We start from the raw sequence: 16,862 nt of genomic DNA on the forward strand, positions 1-16,862 counted from the left end.
ATAATTTGGAGTGCAAAGATAGTGATTTTCCGTGAATATGAAGTGTCGAGTTTTGAAAATGAAACGGGCTAAACGACAGAATCGTATAAAATATTTTTTAGTCTGCTGTGATTTTTGTTTCTTGCGTGCGTCTTATGAGAAAAAAATCGATGGATCAGGAGTTAGAAAAAGAGTTTATTGCTTTTATTCAGGAGCACCAACGGATCATTTATAAGGTCTGCTATTTATATTCCCGGGATGCAGGCCATTTAAACGATTTGTATCAGGAGACGGTAATCAATTTGTGGAAGGGGTTTCCCGATTTTCGCCGGGATGCAAAGCCTTCTACGTGGGTGTATCGGATTGCTTTGAATACCTCCATCTCCTATTTCAGACGGTTTATAAAAAGGTCGAAGATACTACCGATTGATGTCGCGTCGGATTTGCCGGACGATGACAGGGATGTAGCGGGAGAGATAAAAGAGATGTATGTTTTGATCGATCGGCTGGGGCAGCTGGAAAGGGCATTGGTGTTGCTTTATCTGGAAGAAAAGTCGTACCAGGAAATAGCGGTGATTACGGGATTGTCGGTGACGAATGTTGCGACAAAACTCAGCAGGATCAAAGAAAAATTGAAAAACATGTCTAATGGTTAAATTATTGTGTTATGGAATTGGATAAAATGAAAGATAATTGGAATTCCTGGGAAGAATCCCTCAAAAGAAAAGAGATTCTCGATGAACGGATGATTAGAAAAATGATAGAAGGGAAACGGAATCAGGCTATCGATAAATTAATCAATGCTGAGATTTGGTCGGGAATATGTGCTTGTATAAGTATCATTTGTTGTACTATCGTGTGGAGTGGGCCGGTTGGGAAGAAACATATGCAGGATTGGTTCTTGTGGGTTAATCTTTTGGTATTGTTTTTTATGGTCTTATACGTGTGGAGAGGTCTACGATCGTTACACCGGATGGATGCGATAAAGAAAAACATGAAAGAGCTTGCCTTCTCCATTCATCGTTATAAAAGGAGTTCTCAGACAGAATTATTGTTTACTCCTTTTCTCGGTATCATGTATGCTGTTTTGTTCATTAGTTCTCTTAAAGCTTTTAGCGATATCGCGTACTATTTCATTCTTATTTTTGTTGCAATAGGTCTTTTATTTGCCGTTTTATTAAGTTGGATTATCTATCGGCGTTTTACGCTGAAAAATATTCAGGAGATACAAGAGAGTATTGAAGAGTGGGAAGAAGTCGAGAAGGATTGATAGGAGCTTTACAATCGGCGGATTTGTAAATCCTTTCATTTTATGAACGATAATCTGTTCAGAAAGTAGTTACAGGGTAATATGTTCGAATAATTTTTTAAGTTTGTGCGTTTGAAAAAGCATCAGACCGAAAATTTTATTATTTGAAAACGTGGAGGCAAAATTTTATAAAGAGAAGATTATCGATCTTATGACTTTGTTGTTCGGTCCTTTTTCGGGAGGATTGTTGATGAGTATAAATTTTTTTCACATGGGCCGTAGAAAGGCGGCTTGGTTTACCTTGTTGATATCTTTACTTTTAACCCTTGTGATCGTACTTGTTTTATGTTCTTTGCCGGATGAGCAGGCAGATCGGGTTCCTCGATATTTGATACCGGGATTGAGCGTGATCATTATCGGTTTTGTTGTTTATAAGACCCAAAAAAGACGTTTGGATGAACACGCCCGGGAGGGCGGTACCTTCTATTCCGCCTGGCGGGCTTTGGGTGTTAGCCTCGTGGGTCTTTCGGTTTTGCTCTTGTTGCTGGTCGCCACTCTGTTTTTTACGGATATAGGGAATGTATGGCCGGAGGAACTGGATCTAAATGAAGAAAAAGCGTTGAAGGTTTACGAGATGATTGAGCGGGAAGAGGACCCGGAAATTGTTCGTGCTTACGTGGATACGGTCTCTCTCGTTTGTTGGAAAAAATATCAGGATGCGTTGCGGACGATAGAGCGTTCGAAGGATTTGGGAAAGGAAAATCGTTTGGAGCTTACCTATCTGAAAAAATATGTGGAGTTGCGGCTTCAAGAGTGTTCCCAGATGTTGATCTGGTTGGAAAATCCTTTACTCCGGGACGAGGAGCTGAACCGTATTCAGGAGGAGATAGATAAGATTTTGTCAGAGTACCGTCAGAAAATGTTGGGAGAGTAATATTTTCCCGGCTGCTTTCCTGAACTTTTTCGATATTTTGTAACCTTGTTTCTAAAATAAAAGCCCTACTTTTGCAAGGAATTGTAACCTAACAAAAGTGAAAATTATGGTAAAATCAATGACCGGTTTCGGGAAAGCAACTGTTGAAAGTGGTGATAAGAAGATTGTGATTGAGGTAAAAAGCCTGAACTCAAAACAATTGGATGTTAATTTGAAGACTCCGAATTTATATAAAGAGAAAGACATAGAGATTCGGAATACAATAAAAAATTACCTGGAACGAGGTAAAGTAGACATGTTCATTTATTTTGACGGTACGGATGCGGATAAAGAAGTGGCTGTAAATAAATCCGCCGTTTCCCAATATTACCAACAAATGCTTGATGTTGCTTCTTCCTTGGGGGTAGAACCGGATAAAGGGGAGTTGTTACAGACGATCATGCGTTTTCCGGATACACTTCAGGTAAAATCAGAAGAGTTGGATGAAGAGGAGTGGCTTCATTTGAAGGCCGGAATCCTGAAAGCCCTGGAAGAGGTTAATAAGTTCAGAGTACAAGAGGGAGCCGTATTGATAAAGGATATATTGAATCGTATAGAGCTGATTAAAAGTTTATCGGCAGAGGTTCCTCGGTTTGAAGCTCAACGTGTCGTGGCGATAAAACAGCGTTTGCAGGAGAAAATGAAGGAGTGGGGGGAAATCAAGAATATAGATGAAAACCGTTTGGAGCAGGAGATCATCTATTACTTGGAGAAATTGGATATCACGGAAGAAAAAGTGCGTTTAGCCAATCATTGCAAATATTTTATAGAAACGGCTGAAAAAGAAGAGGCTCCGGGACGTAAATTGGGTTTTATCGCCCAGGAGATCGGTCGTGAAATCAACACGATGGGGTCGAAGGCAAACGACCATGACATTCAGAAATTAGTAGTGCGAATGAAAGATGAATTGGAGAAAATTAAGGAGCAAAGCCTTAATGTTTTGTAGGTCGAAAACGAACCGGAATTTAAATAGCACGCGGGAACGGATGAGATGGGTTATTTAATTGTCGTTTTTAGATGGCACGTTTAAAAACGGGAGGACTCGGAGGGTAGGAAGAGCTTGGTAAAGTCACCTGATCGTTGATTACGGAATGAATGAGATAGCGACTAATTTTTGAAAAATGAATAATGATAATCAAATACCTTTTCGGATAGGATTGTTTTTCGGTTCTTTTAATCCGGTTCATAACGGTCATATCGGAATTGCCCGTTATCTTCTCGATAATGGATATTGTGATAAGTTGTGGTTTGTTATTAGTCCTTGTAATCCTTTTAAAGTTAATCAGGCATTATTGCCTGAACAAGATCGGTTGGAGATGGTAAAAACAGCCATAGCCGGAGACGAAAGAATGTCGGCTTGCGATATCGAGTTTTCCATGCCTAAACCTTCTTATACGGTAGATACCTTAAGATTACTTTCATCCCGCTATCCGGATTGCCTGTTTAAATTAATCATAGGAGAAGATAACCTGTGTAATTTTCATTTATGGAAAGACGATCAATGGATTCGAACGCATTACCCTCTGCTCGTTTATCCCCGTAAAGGGTTTGAGTGTTCCGGGGAAGAGTATCCGGATATATCTTTTGTCGATGCTCCTTTGTTTCCTTATTCGTCGACTGAGATAAGAGACCGGATTCGTTCGGGAGGCGATATTTCCGACTGGGTTCCTTCCTGCTTACGGTCTTTGGTTATAAAGAAATACGAAGGGTCTAAAAAAGAATAAGTGAGCTTCTATTTTATTATAGAATTAAGTTGGCAGAGAAATTCTATAAAAAATACCTACTCACCTATTCAGCAGAACAACGCTTGTTGGAAAATGGGGAAGAAGAAAATTGTGGCAAGCACAATAGACATCTTACCAGCTTCTTTTCCCGAAAGCTACAGTAAAAACTAATGTTTGGCAGGTTTTCTGACTTGCTTCCTTTTTGTCGCCTTCCCATTTTTATAAACAGTGGCAGTAGAGACTAAAGTTAACGAAGCTTACAGCTGCGGGTACAGTTCACGATTTTCACATGATTCCCTCGGAGCGTTCGAAGAACATTCACTATCCAAAGCAAAGACAAATATAAACAAATAAATGAAAATAAGGATGGGATAAATAATAATTTTGAAAGACCTATTTTCTTTTGATTGAGGGTGAGATGAGTTGATACGGCTTTTTTTGTTTTTTGTATAAATATGTGGTCTCTTGTATAAATATGCATGATATCCAAAGATTAAATCTAAGATTATCAATATTTTACATGATTTGTAATTACATCGAAAACGTTGTGGGAAATCGAAAACAAGTTGTACTTTTGTGCGTCTGAAAAAGTGGAATTAATAACTCAGTAAATAAGTTTAAACATGGGATTTGTAACGAAGGAGAAATTATTCTCCAAGGATTTCTTTATTACCTATTCTTGGTTGATAGGTGGTTGTTTTGTGTTTGCGTTGGGAGCCGTGATGTTTGCCGAACCCTATGGATTTGCACCGGGAGGAACATATGGTCTCTCTATGGTTTTCCATCATTTGTTCGGTTGGAGAACAGAAGCAACGGCTTTATGTATGGATGTGCCCCTGTTGTTGCTCGGTATCTATTTCTTAGGAGCCAAGTTCGGTATTAAAACGGTAATCTGTACTTTTGCTATTCCGGGTTTTATGTGGTTGATTCACCAATCTTATGGTTTTGATGCTTTGTTGGAACCGGGGGTAGAAAATCGGGCTGATTTGCAAGAACAACTGTTGTCCTCAATTTTCGGGGGTATTGTATACGGTATAGGGATCGGTATGATTTTTAAATCCAGGGCTACTTCGGGTGGGTCGGATATCATTGCGATGATTCTGAACAAATATACGCATATTTCTTTAGGTACATTGGTAATTATCGTAGATTGTACGATCACGTTGACGACTGTTTTGGCTTTCGGGGATTGGAAATTACCGATGTATTCCTGGATTATCGTGTTTATCGAAGGTAAAGTGATCGATTTGATCGTGGAAGGAGCTTCCGTACATAAGACCTTGATGATTGTAACGAAAGAGGTCGAGTCGGTAAAGAGTATCATATTGAAAGACATTAACCGGGGAGCGACCCTGTTGCCGGCCGTCGGAGCCTATAAGGGAGAATCCCGTGAGATTATTTATACGATTCTTACCCGTCGGGAGATGATGATATTGCGTCATCGTATCCGGGAGATAGATCCGGAAGCCTTTATCAACGTCATCGACTCCCGTGAGATATTGGGTAGAGGATTCAAATCCTTAAAGGAGGATTAGGGATCAGGATTAATTCGAACAGGATTATTTTTATAAAAACAGATAAGATGCCTTATTTCAGGGCATCTTTTTTTTAACTATGTTTTTATGTTACTTGGATTGCCTCTTCCGGCTCCTACCTGAAAGAAAAACTTTCGTTATGATGTGGAGAATCTGTTGTTAGATATTCGAAAGATGTAGATTATAAATTAAAAGAATTCTTGAATTCAGAGATTGAATTTGAATCACTGAATCCAAGAATCTATTCATCTGCAATCGCTGATTATCAATAGGTTTGCGTGATGTCCCAGACAAAGGCTCTGATACCGTTTTCTCTGTTCACGTTGTCTAATTTTTCCACGTATTTGAGGATCAAAGGAACCTTGTGGTCTTCCACGATGGTAAGAATGGCCGAGTTCATTTCGGGCCAGGTGTGTGTCCCCATGCGGGGTTCACCCGTGTTCGTTCCCCTACCGTTTACTAAAGGGAACTGAGTCCAGCCTCGTACTTGCAACTGGTCGAGTAAATAGTCCACCCGTTCTGTTAAGGCTTGGTTATAGGATATAAATACAGCTTTCATATGAATTTGTTTTATAACCCGGGATCCGATAAGTTTACTCTTCCGAATTCCGGGTTGTAAATTTATTTTTGTTCTAACTCTTTCGGATCAAAGTCCCGCATAAACTTGAATTGTTTACTTAACGCCTTTTTCTTGTCACGGCTACCGCTCTTATCCATAGCAGCATAGATGACGGGGACGATAATCATGGTGATGATGGTAGAGAATACCAAACCTCCGATTACGGCTACACCCATCGGGCGCCATGTTTCGGAACCCTCTCCCGTGCTCAGTGCCATCGGCAACATACCCAAGATAGTCGTTAATGCTGTCATCAATACCGGACGAAGACGGGACCGGCAGGCTTGTGCGATGGCATCGTATAACCGGATACCTCTTTCCCGCATCAGATTGATGAAGTCGATCAATACGATACCGTTCTTCGTTACGATACCGACCAGCATGACGGCGCCTAATGCCGCGATCACACTCATGGTCGTATTTGTCAGCAGCAGGGCCAGGATCACCCCGGAGAAAGCGAACGGGATAGACAACATGATGATGAACGGCATTTTGAATGATTCGAACTCGGAGGCCATAACAATGTATACCAATAACATGGCTAATACCATCAACATGGCTAACGAACTGAATGACTCCTGTTGGTCTTCGTAGCTACCTCCCACGTATACGGAGATCTCTTGCGGGATTTCGTTTTTCATGTCGTCGATCACTTTCTGGGCGGCGACAGCGATGTCTCCCAATGAGACTCCCCTGGAAGGGGTAATGGATACTTTTACCAAACGTTGTTTACTTTTACGTTCGATGTTTGGCGGAGACCAATACTCTTTGATTTCACCCAACTCTTTTAACCGGATCTTTTCTCCCGCGGCATTCGTAATCAGGATATTTTCTATTTCGGTGATAGAACTCCGGTATTTTTCCTGCAAGCGGACGATCACGTCATACTCTTCTCCGTCTTCCTTGTATTTCGTGGGCTTATATCCGTATACTCGGTTACGTAGGGCGTTGGCTACTTCCGTGGTGGTCAAACCGTGTCTTGAAAGTTTATCTTGGTTCAAGAATAGCTGGAGTTCCGGCTTGTCGTCGTCCCGGCTGATGTTGATATCCTCGGCACCGGGTACGTCTTCCATCTTTTGTTTGATGGTTGCGGCCAGTTTATTGGTTTGTTCGAAATCAAATCCGGAAATTTCGATGTCTACGTTATTGCTCGACATGGAACCTCCGCTGGAGGTACTAACCGTATATACCAAAACATCAGGCAGCTCTTTCAATCGGGAACGAAGGTCGTCGGCGATGGTAAATACACTGCGATTTCTATCTTTCAGATCTACTAATCTGGCTCGGATATTCAAAATATTACTACCGGTTTTATTGAATAGGGAGGAGAATCCCGCATCCTCGTCTTCGCTACCGTAAGAGAGATTGATCTGTCTGATCTCCGGGTAATTCGCTCTCATAATCGAGTCGATTTGCAGGGCAACCCGTTTGGTCTCCTCTACTCTTTGTCCGGTCTGCATCTTCACGTATACGTTCATGGAACCCTGGTCGTTCTGGGGCATAAAGTCCGTACTGATGTATTTGGCCAAGAACATGGAAGCCACGAAAATAACCACGGCTGTCAGTGTGATGGTTGTTTTGTGATACAAGGACCAACGGATTAATCTTTCATACCAGGCATCCAACTTATCCAATAATCGCATAACGGTACTGTTATAACTGAATTTGCTTTCTTTTTTCTGCGTATCCTTATCTTGTAGGCGCAGTAGCTGGGAAGAGAGCATAGGGGTCAAACTGATAGCCGTTACGGTAGAGGTACAAACGGTAATACATACGATATAACCCAATTGTTTGAACAGGATTCCGGTCATACCCGTAACCAAGGTCAACGGGAAGAATACGGCCACGGTAACCAAGGTGGTTACGATAACCGACAACCATACCTCGTTTGTCCCGTATTTAGCCGCTTCGCGCGGAGCACTTCCCCGTTCGATGTGTTTCGTGATGTTTTCCAAAACCACGATAGCGTCGTCCACAACCATACCGATAGCAATCGAAAGGGAGGACAGGGAAATGACATTTAGCGATTCGTTCGTGATAAAAAGATAGATAAATGCCACGATCAACGAGATCGGGATGGTCAGTGCGATGATAAACGTCGCCCTCCATCGTCCGAGGAATAGTAATACGACCAAGACTACGAAGATCAAAGCGTACATCAATGTTTCCGACAGGTTGTTGATGGATTGAACGATGAAGTCGGACGAGTCGACCAATACGTCGATTTTAATGTCGGGAGGCAACTCTTTCATGATCTGAGCCATCTCTTTTTTGACGGTTTTAGCGATGGCTACCGTGTTGGCATCGGATTGTTTGGTTACTAACAAAATCGCTCCCTGTTGCCGGTTGATCAACTGCTCTAAGGTGATGTCCTTGATCGTATCTTTAACGATAGCGATATCTTTGAGCAGTATGGATTTGCCGTTATTCGTTGCGACTACGATATTCTTGATTTTTTCGCTGTCGTCGAATTCTCCTTCCACGCGGACCTGATAATCCATGATACCCATTTTCAAATTACCGGCCGGAAGATTCTTATTCTCGGCAGCGATCAGATTTCCAAGGCTCTCCACGGTCATGTTGTAGGCATCCAGTTTGTTCGGATCGAGATCCACGTAGATAACCCGTTTGGGAGAACCCGCGATGGTCACGGAAGCGACCCCGTCTACCCGGTTTAACCGGTTGATCACCTTGTCGTCGACGATCTTTTCGATTCCGGGATAAGAAGCGTCTGCCGTCAAAGAGTAAATGATTACCGGCATCATGGACGTATTGAACTTGAACAAGGAGGGGCGATCGATATCGTCCGGAAGATTATCCATGGCCTTGTCGATAGCGTCACGAACGTCATTTGCGGCCTCGTCTAAGTTGGCTTCCCATTCGAACTCCAACTGGATAACGGAAAGATTATCGTATGAGGTAGAGGTCAGCTCTTTCAAATCTTCCACGGAATTCAACTGATCCTCTAATATTTTTGTGATATTGGTTTCTATATCCGCGGCGTTTGCTCCCGGATAACTTGTCATTACCGATAGATAGGGAGGGTCCATCTTAGGATACTGGTCAACGGGGAGTTGGACCAGCGAGAAGACTCCCAGCACGATGATACCGACGAAAATCATCAATGTCGTAATCGGTTTTTCTACGGCTGTATTAAATATACTCATCTTTTTTGTTTTAGATTTATGATTCGGATTTATGACGGTTACTTGTGGTCCCCCTCTCTTCGCATGATGATGCTTAAATCCTGCATGTTACTATTATTTTGTGATTTGGATGGGTGCTCCGTCCACCAACCGGGCTTGACCTACGGTGATCAATTCGTCTCCTTCCTTGATCTCATCGGAAATCAATTCCACCTGATCGTCGAAACGTTTTCCTAAGATAACTTCAACCCGTTTAGCTTTGCCGTTATCGTTTAAGAACACGTACCGGTTATTGGCTCCTTGTAATTTCAAAACTGCCAAGGCGGGAACAACCATCGTTTCCGTTTCTCCGATAAAGAAGGTAATCGAACCGAACATACCCGGACGTAGCGTCAGGTCATTGTTCGGAATCTTTACCTCGACGGTGAAAGTACGGGAGTACTTGTCTATCGTCGGATATACGATACTTACTTTTCCGGGGAATGTCCGGTCGGGATAGATGGCGCTCTTTAATTCAACGGGAGTCCCTTGTTTGATGAGCGGAAAATATTGTTCCGTCATGTTTACCTTAGCCTTTAGCGGATTGATCTGTTCGATGGAGATCACAGAGGCTTTGGCGGCACCTCCGGCAGGGGAACCGGAATACATTTCACCGTTCTCGTAGAACTTTCCGGTTACCACTCCATTGAACGGGGCTAAAAGTTTCGTGTTTTCCCGTAGAAATTCCACGTTGGATTTAGCTACCTCGTACTGGGTAACGGCTGCATCATAAGCTTGTTGTGAAATACTTTCCGTCTTTTTCAACATGACGGCCCGGTTGTATTCCGTTTCTAAGTTTTTCAATTGGACTTCGGCCTGATGTAATTGGGTCCGGTCCATTTCGACTAAGAGTTGTCCTTTTTTAATCGGATCGCCTACCTCCACGTGAATCTTTTCAATTCTTCCGGTGGAGGAAGGAGCGTAATAGACTTGCTCCTCGGCTTCCAAATTGGCCGTGTAATCTATCGTTTTAGCAATCTTTTTCTTTTCAAGTTTCATAACCTTCACGGGTACGGCTTGAACGGTTGCGTTCGATGTGTCTGCTGCCTTGTCTTTCTTGTTAGAGCAGCCGGTAAGTATAGCTAACGCTATAATCGATAAAATGAGATTCTTTACCATTGTATTTCTTTTTTTGTTATTCCAAGTATTAATGAGGAAGTTGATTATACAATCTTTCAATATTCAATTGAGCTTGCAATAAGGTCAAAACGGCATTCGTATAATTGTTTTCAGCTTGCAGGTAATTGTTATTGGCCTGAGTCAGATCCAAGCTGGAAACGGCTCCGAATTCATATTTCCGTTGATAATTGGCTAATACGCGTCCGGCTACGTCGATATTTTCCTTTTGGAGGTTGTAGTTTTCAATCGCGTTTCTCAATTCGAACTTCAATTGTTCATCCTGTAAGTTCAACTGATCTTCCAACAGGCTTTTGTTTATATTAGTTTGATCCAATTGAATTTTTGCCTGTGCAACCTTTGACTTCCTTTCGAATCCTGAGAAGATAGGAATGGTCATCGTCAAACTTGCCGAGTGTTTGGCACTCATGTCGAATTCCGGCTTTAACAGTTTGTGGTTAAAGGTATAGGAACCGGAAATTGTCGGAGCATAACTCCATTTCTCCAATCCCAGCATTTTTTTGTTTAGTTCCGTTTGGGTCTGCATAATCTGAAATTCGGGATTTTTCTGGATATCGAATGTCGTTTCCGACAATTGGCGGGCTTTGTTCTCGTCAAGAAAAACGGTTAAGTTGTCCGTCAGCTTGACGGTCGTACCGGCCACTAATCCCAATTGAAGGCGTAACAAATTGTAATTAACCTCCACGGTCCTTTCCATGGAAAGTAAACTGTTTTTCAGTTGACCGACGGTAATTCGGATTTGATCGACATCCGTAACCTCTACGGTTCCTGCTTTATACATATTATCGGTGTGTTGATAAATCTTATTCATGTTTTCGAGATTCTGGCGCAGAATGTCCAACATTCGTTCGCTTACCAAAATCGTGTAATAAGAATTACAGATGTTTTCGACGATATCCAGTTCGGTAATCTCCACCTGTTGCTCGGTCAAACGTTCGGCGATCTTGCTGGTTTGTATCCCTAAAATCCATTGTCCGCTAAAAATTAATTGTTGCAAACTTGCTTTTACATTGGATTGATCTTTCATCTTCATGGAATTACCTCCAAAATCCATTTTGTAACCGAAATTGGTATTATAATCCAAAGTACCGTTGATTTGCGGCAACCCCTGTGAAACAGATTCCCGTACTTTTTGTTTATACAGGTCTATTTCCAGTTGTGAAGATTGTAATTCTTTGTTGTGCTTGATAGCATACTCGATAGCCTGTCTTAAGGAGAGTGTTTGAGGAACTTCCTGTGAACGAAGTAGCCAAGGCACGAGTAGAAAAATAAGAAAGAATGGAACTCCTTTTTTCATGATTTATAGATTAAATTGTTATTATTCTTGGGGAATTTTAAATACAATACGCTTTACAAAAACAATACCGCTTATTTCATCGTGTTTATTTATTATAATTTATTTACTTTATTTTGCGTTGCTTTGTTTTTCAATCTCTTTGATACCTTTCTCCGTGCATATTGCCATTAAAAAATTATTGATGATGGTTTCTACTACGGTCTCTATCGGATAGGCGATTTGGCTGAATACCTCGGGTTCCCGTAAGAAACTCAATTGTTTCCCCAGCAGGTAGACTTGTAGTTCCGCATCGATTTCCGATCTGAAGTATTTTTGGTTGATGCCTGTTTTTATTAAATCGGTTAGGAAATTTTTTGTAAAATTTTCATCGTTTTTCATGATTTTTTGATATACCGCCGGATGGTATTTTTTAATATCGAAATAATTTGCCGGGACCCTTCGAGAGAGGTCATGAATCATGTATGTCTTAATTTTATTCATGATTTCAATCGGATTCATTTTCTGAACGCCTTCCATATCGGCTTGTTTGCTTCTGGCTAATCTTCGATGGACTAAAACTTGTTCAACGACATCGTCTTTGTTGTTAAACAATTGGTAAAGAGTCTTTTTCGAGATCTTCAGATGATTGGCTATATCATCCATGGAAGTACTCCGGAGACCGTATTTCAGAAATAATTCGGAAATATTCTCCAATAATTCCTCTTTTTGTTGCGGGTTGTTGTAATCCATCGTTTCTTGTATTAATGTTGTACGAGGAAACGAAACACCTTTAAAACGTTTCCGTGGGCAAAGGTATATAATAATTGAAATTATACGAATGCTGTGTAGTTAATTTTCTGTTAATTTGCAAAGAGAGAAAAGCTTTTGGATTCTGTGATTAGGAGATTAAATTTGAATCACTAAATCACTGAATCGGCAATTCCCTAATCTCAGAATTCTTTAATGTATTCCCGTACGTCCCAGCTTATCGTTTAGTTTACGACGAATGGTGTTGATTGCATTTTTGCGTTTAATCCATTCCAACACTTGCGACAAATCTCCGCTGTTTTGTAGTTCCAATATGCGATTGTCGGCTTCGCGGGCAAGCATTTCTATTCTTCGCATTTTGTAGTTATCCAGAATCTTAGGTAGTAACTCGATCAACTTCATTTGTTCGGTCTGAATAAAACTTTCCATTCTATTCCATATCTTGCTCAATTCGTAAGGTTCGCTTAAGATCGTTGCAACGATCGTACTTACTTTTAGATCGGGATGGGCAATGAAATGACGGGCTGGAATAAATGTTCCTGATTGGTATTCCCGTTTGTATTCATTTTGAATCGTGTTGAATACCGGATTTAGTAATTCCAAATCATCTTCGGCCAATTCCCGGATAATAAACTCTCCCACGGAAACCATACGTTCAATCCCATTCACCTTTTCTTCATACAAATCGTTTGTTCCGTACAAAATAAGATAGCGAATTAGTACGGTCTCTTCCAGATCACAAGGAGTGACACTCCTCATCATTTTCTCTCCCCCGTTCAAATCCGGTTCCTGTTGCACGCCTTTCTTACCTGCCTCTTCCTCACCTTTCTTCCGGATTTTGGCTATTTCCGTGTACAAGATGCGTTCTTCTACCTCCAACTGGTGTGCCGTCTCCCGAACGTATACGGAGCGGGTAATATTATCGGGAATTTTTGAAATGCTACGTACAATGTCACTGATTAACCTCGCCTTTTCAACCGGGTCATCTCCGGCACTTCCAAGCAACAATTTGGTTTTAAAACTTATAAAATCGGTTTCATTATGGGCGATATACTCTGTCAGCTCATGCGAAGAGTGACTTCTGGCAAACGAATCCGGGTCTTCTCCGTCCGGCAGCAAAAGTACCCGTACATTCAATCCCTCTTCCAAAACCAAATCTATTCCTCGTAAAGAGGCCTTAATTCCGGCAGCATCTCCGTCATATATAATCGTGACATTAGGTGTCAATCGACGGATCAAACGAATCTGCTCTATCGTCAATGATGTACCCGAAGAAGCCACGACGTTTTCGATCCCTTTCGCGTGAAAAGAGATAACATCCGTGTAACCTTCGACCAAAATGCAACGGTCTTGTTGTACGATACTCTTTTTCGCAAAATAGATACCGTACAACGTTTTACTCTTGTGATAAATTTCGGATTCGGGGGAATTCAGGTATTTCGATACTTTTTTATCGGTCGACATGGTTCGCCCGCCAAAGGCAATCACTTTTCCGGCTAAATCCAATACCGGAAACATCACCCTTGCCCGAAAACGGTCGAATATACCCCGTTCATTTTCGATCGATAATCCTGTCTTTACCAGAAATTCTTTTTTGTATCCTTTGCCGATTGCCGTATTGGAAAAAGCACCCCAATCTTCAGGATTATAACCTAACCCGAATTTTTCGATCATCTCGTCACTGATCCCCCGCTGCTTCAAATAGCCGAGTCCGACAGAGCGGCCTTCATCCGTATGGTGTAACTGGTACTTAAAATATTCCTGAGCATAGGCCGTAACCACCAACATACTCTCCCTCTCCGTCTTCTCCTTCTTTTGCTCTTCGGTCAACTCCTTTTCCTCGATGGGAATATGGTATTTAGCGGCTAAATATTTCAATGCTTCCACGTAAGATAACTGCTCGTGTTCCATGATAAAATTCACCGCATTGCCCCCTTTTCCACAACCAAAACATTTGTATATGCCTTTGGCCGGGGATACCGTGAACGAACCCGTCTTTTCGTTATGAAACGGACACAATCCAAGGTAGTTTACCCCCCGCTTTTTTAGACTTACAAAGTCGGAAACAACCTCCAATATGTCTGCAGCATCAAAAATCTTTTGTATGGTAGCCTGATCAATCATAAGGCAAAGATAATGCTTAATAAGCAGAATTAACTCCATTCCGAAGGACAAAAATTCAATGACGAATCAATCGATTAAAAGATTGGCAATTGAACGATTGGGTGATTCAATGATTCCGTGATGAGAATCTGAATCACTAAATCTCTAATCTCAGAATTCTCTTGGTTTGCAATTTACAATGAGCGAAAGGCATTCATAATTCCGTGATGAGAATATATCCGTTTTCCCGGTACTCGATTTTTAGGGAGGAGTCGACTTTTAATAGTTTACGGACCCGGCTGGCGTATTTTTTGAGCTCGGATGCTTTGCCGAGGTTAGCTTGGCCCCATACTCCCTCGATAAGGTATTCACGTGAGGCCACTTCCTGATTCTTTGCGCACAATAATTGCAGGAAACGGGCATCGATGGTTTTTAAGGATGTACTTTCGCCATCGATTGTCAGTGTTCGCGCGCTGCTATTGTAAGTTGTACGGGGTGAAAGTTGGTACAGATGAGGGGTATTCAGGTTTGTCATGATTTTTTGGCTGATACGTTTCAGGTAGGCCACGAGTATTTCCGGCGGACGCTCTTTACAGATGAATTCGTCTGCTCCGGCATCCAGGATCGCTATTTCTTTTTCTGCCTCTCCGTGCAAAGAGTAAACGATGATAAAAGTTTGGAGATCTTGCTTCCGGACGAGTTGAGTCAATTGAAGTCCGTTAATACCCGGCATATCGAGATCGAGCAAGAGAATATCCGGCTTTTTTCTTTTATAAGCTTTCCAGGCTTCTTCACCGTCAGGGGCGATCTCGACCAGAAAATTATGCTTTTCTAGAATTGCTCGAGTCAGTGCTGCTCCCAGTAGATCGTCTTCGGCGTAGAGTATATTGATCTTATTTTCCATTTTTAGCGATGTTATTTTTTTTCCGGCGATTTTTTCGGGGTAATGTAATGGTGATCGAGGTTCCTTCTCCTTCGGTACTCGTCAGATCGATTTTTCCCCCGTGAGCGGAAATTACCGTGCGAACGTAATGTAAACCTTGCCCATGTCCCTTTATTTCGTGATTGTTTTGGTGATCTCCGCGATTGTAGCGTTCGAATACTTGTTTTTGGTTTTTGGAAGAAATTCCGAAGCCGTTATCCTGAATCGTGATTCGGATAAATTGGACATCTATCTCTTCACACGTGATTTTTATGGCTACCCGGTCTCCGGAATACTTTAAAGCATTGTCCACGAGATTCTGGAAAACGGCACTTAAGAAATGATAGTCTCCCGAGATGATGTTATCGGTCGGTAAAAAATCGACCAGAATCGTAAATTCTTTTTCTTCTTTTACGTTCCATTGTTTTTTTTCTGTTAGGGCTTGCAACATTTCCGCCAGATCGAAATCCCGTAATTTTAGTCGCAACCCGTGTTCATCAGTGGATTGAAGTAACATCTGATGGATGGTGTGTAACATCTCGTTCAATTGTTTTTCGCTTTGTTTAAGAAAGGAATGTTGTTCCGGGGATATCGTGTCGTGCAATAGGTGGCAGATTTTGATTTGATTTACGACGGGACGTTTCAGGTCGTGTACTATATTGTTGATAAACAGTTCCCGGTGTTTACCGTTTATTTTTTCCTTTCGAACGGTTCGATTAAGGTTCACGATACACAGGATAAGTAAAGCGGTCATGAAAATAACAAGAATGACCTGTCCGGAGGTCGATTGCAGGAAAAGTGCGGTCGGGTAGTCATAAGCGACAAGCAAAATATCTTTGGAGATAAATCCGAGGGTATCCTTAAATTCATAAGATGCGGGAAGATCGACCTGTTTTTTCGGGTAAGTATCGATATTTTTTCCGGTCTTGTCTGAAACAAGGAAACGCATGGAAAGTTTTTTCAACATTACGGAATCCTGTTTTTCCTGTAAATAGCTGTAAAAATGCTCTAAGGTCCAAAGTTCCGGATCCCGAATATCGTAAGTACATTGTTCCATGACATGTTTAATGTCGTCTTGCGGGTATAGTTGGTGTTTAAATTTCTGATTATTAATGATGTATCTTAATTCGTTATTTCTCGCGTTGAAACTGATCGAGTAACCCGATTTTTTCAGATTGGTAGACTTCATGTTGAATTCGTGGATAGCTCCTTTGATCATTTCATTTTGTTGATATATGTGTGCATTTTTTCTCAGCCTGTATAAATTATTCACGTGAATCAATTGGTTGCACAAAAGAATAGATCCCGCAAAAATTGTAATATTCCAAACAAAACGCATTCTTTGATCCATTTTTCATTTATTTTGCTTCAAAGTTATAAAATTCGCAACCC

Annotated in this window: 14 protein-coding genes and 1 riboswitch; of the genes, 6 read left to right on the forward strand and 8 right to left on the reverse strand. The window is 41.5% G+C overall.

Annotated elements, in window-relative coordinates:
• The first annotated feature begins 134 nt into the window (after positions 1-134).
• The 6 genes from PGR74_RS03825 to PGR74_RS03850 all read left to right on the forward strand — a co-directional run bounded on the left by PGR74_RS03825 (position 135) and on the right by PGR74_RS03850 (position 5,460).
• Entirely contained in the window at positions 135-635 is a 501-nt protein-coding gene (locus PGR74_RS03825) for an RNA polymerase sigma factor (RefSeq protein WP_052634616.1), read from the forward strand.
• Between the two features lie 11 nt (positions 636-646).
• Complete coding sequence (locus PGR74_RS03830; protein ID WP_041505242.1) at positions 647-1,249, forward strand: hypothetical protein; 603 nt, start codon at positions 647-649, stop codon at positions 1,247-1,249.
• 151 nt (positions 1,250-1,400) lie between these two features.
• Positions 1,401-2,162 (forward strand): hypothetical protein, encoded by a 762-nt coding sequence (locus tag PGR74_RS03835; RefSeq protein ID WP_270516733.1) that lies wholly within the window; start codon positions 1,401-1,403, stop codon positions 2,160-2,162.
• Between the two features lie 106 nt (positions 2,163-2,268).
• The gene (locus tag PGR74_RS03840; RefSeq protein ID WP_270516734.1) at positions 2,269-3,147 is read left to right on the forward strand and encodes a YicC/YloC family endoribonuclease; all 879 of its coding nucleotides are present in this window, start codon (positions 2,269-2,271) and stop codon (positions 3,145-3,147) included.
• A 175-nt stretch (positions 3,148-3,322) separates the two neighbouring features.
• Positions 3,323-3,925, forward strand: a complete 603-nt coding sequence (nadD, locus tag PGR74_RS03845; protein ID WP_041503276.1) for a nicotinate (nicotinamide) nucleotide adenylyltransferase — start codon at positions 3,323-3,325, stop codon at positions 3,923-3,925.
• Positions 3,926-4,084: 159 nt separating this feature from the next.
• Positions 4,085-4,275, reverse strand: a riboswitch (cobalamin riboswitch).
• Positions 4,276-4,548: 273 nt separating this feature from the next.
• On the forward strand, positions 4,549-5,460 hold the full coding sequence (locus tag PGR74_RS03850) for a YitT family protein (RefSeq protein ID WP_041503277.1): 912 nt from the start codon (positions 4,549-4,551) through the stop codon (positions 5,458-5,460).
• Between the two features lie 265 nt (positions 5,461-5,725).
• On the opposite strand, the gene PGR74_RS03855 is transcribed toward PGR74_RS03850, so the two are convergent.
• From PGR74_RS03855 to PGR74_RS03890, 8 genes are all read right to left on the reverse strand, one after another.
• Positions 5,726-6,019, reverse strand: coding sequence for a PG0541 family transporter-associated protein (locus PGR74_RS03855; RefSeq protein WP_041503278.1), 294 nt, complete (start codon positions 6,017-6,019; stop codon positions 5,726-5,728).
• A gap of 62 nt (positions 6,020-6,081) precedes the next feature.
• Positions 6,082-9,246 (reverse strand): efflux RND transporter permease subunit, encoded by a 3,165-nt coding sequence (locus tag PGR74_RS03860; protein WP_041503279.1) that lies wholly within the window; start codon positions 9,244-9,246, stop codon positions 6,082-6,084.
• A 93-nt stretch (positions 9,247-9,339) separates the two neighbouring features.
• Positions 9,340-10,383: an efflux RND transporter periplasmic adaptor subunit gene (locus PGR74_RS03865; protein ID WP_270516737.1), complete on the reverse strand. Its 1,044-nt coding sequence runs from the start codon at positions 10,381-10,383 to the stop codon at positions 9,340-9,342.
• Between the two features lie 28 nt (positions 10,384-10,411).
• Entirely contained in the window at positions 10,412-11,698 is a 1,287-nt protein-coding gene (locus tag PGR74_RS03870) for a TolC family protein (protein WP_041503281.1), read from the reverse strand.
• Between the two features lie 108 nt (positions 11,699-11,806).
• On the reverse strand, positions 11,807-12,427 hold the full coding sequence (locus tag PGR74_RS03875) for a TetR/AcrR family transcriptional regulator (RefSeq protein ID WP_041503282.1): 621 nt from the start codon (positions 12,425-12,427) through the stop codon (positions 11,807-11,809).
• Positions 12,428-12,637: 210 nt separating this feature from the next.
• Positions 12,638-14,569 (reverse strand): DNA primase, encoded by a 1,932-nt coding sequence (dnaG, locus tag PGR74_RS03880; RefSeq protein ID WP_059027268.1) that lies wholly within the window; start codon positions 14,567-14,569, stop codon positions 12,638-12,640.
• Between the two features lie 193 nt (positions 14,570-14,762).
• Positions 14,763-15,452: a response regulator transcription factor gene (locus PGR74_RS03885; protein WP_059026893.1), complete on the reverse strand. Its 690-nt coding sequence runs from the start codon at positions 15,450-15,452 to the stop codon at positions 14,763-14,765.
• Positions 15,442-16,821 (reverse strand): sensor histidine kinase, encoded by a 1,380-nt coding sequence (locus PGR74_RS03890; protein ID WP_110688471.1) that lies wholly within the window; start codon positions 16,819-16,821, stop codon positions 15,442-15,444. The genes PGR74_RS03885 and PGR74_RS03890 overlap by 11 nt, the downstream gene beginning before the upstream one ends.
• Positions 16,822-16,862 lie beyond the last annotated feature (41 nt).

The organism is Sanguibacteroides sp. AM78-02pH3A (genome assembly GCF_027666085.1).
Taxonomy (GTDB): Bacteria; Bacteroidota; Bacteroidia; order Bacteroidales; family Marinifilaceae; genus Gabonibacter; species Gabonibacter massiliensis.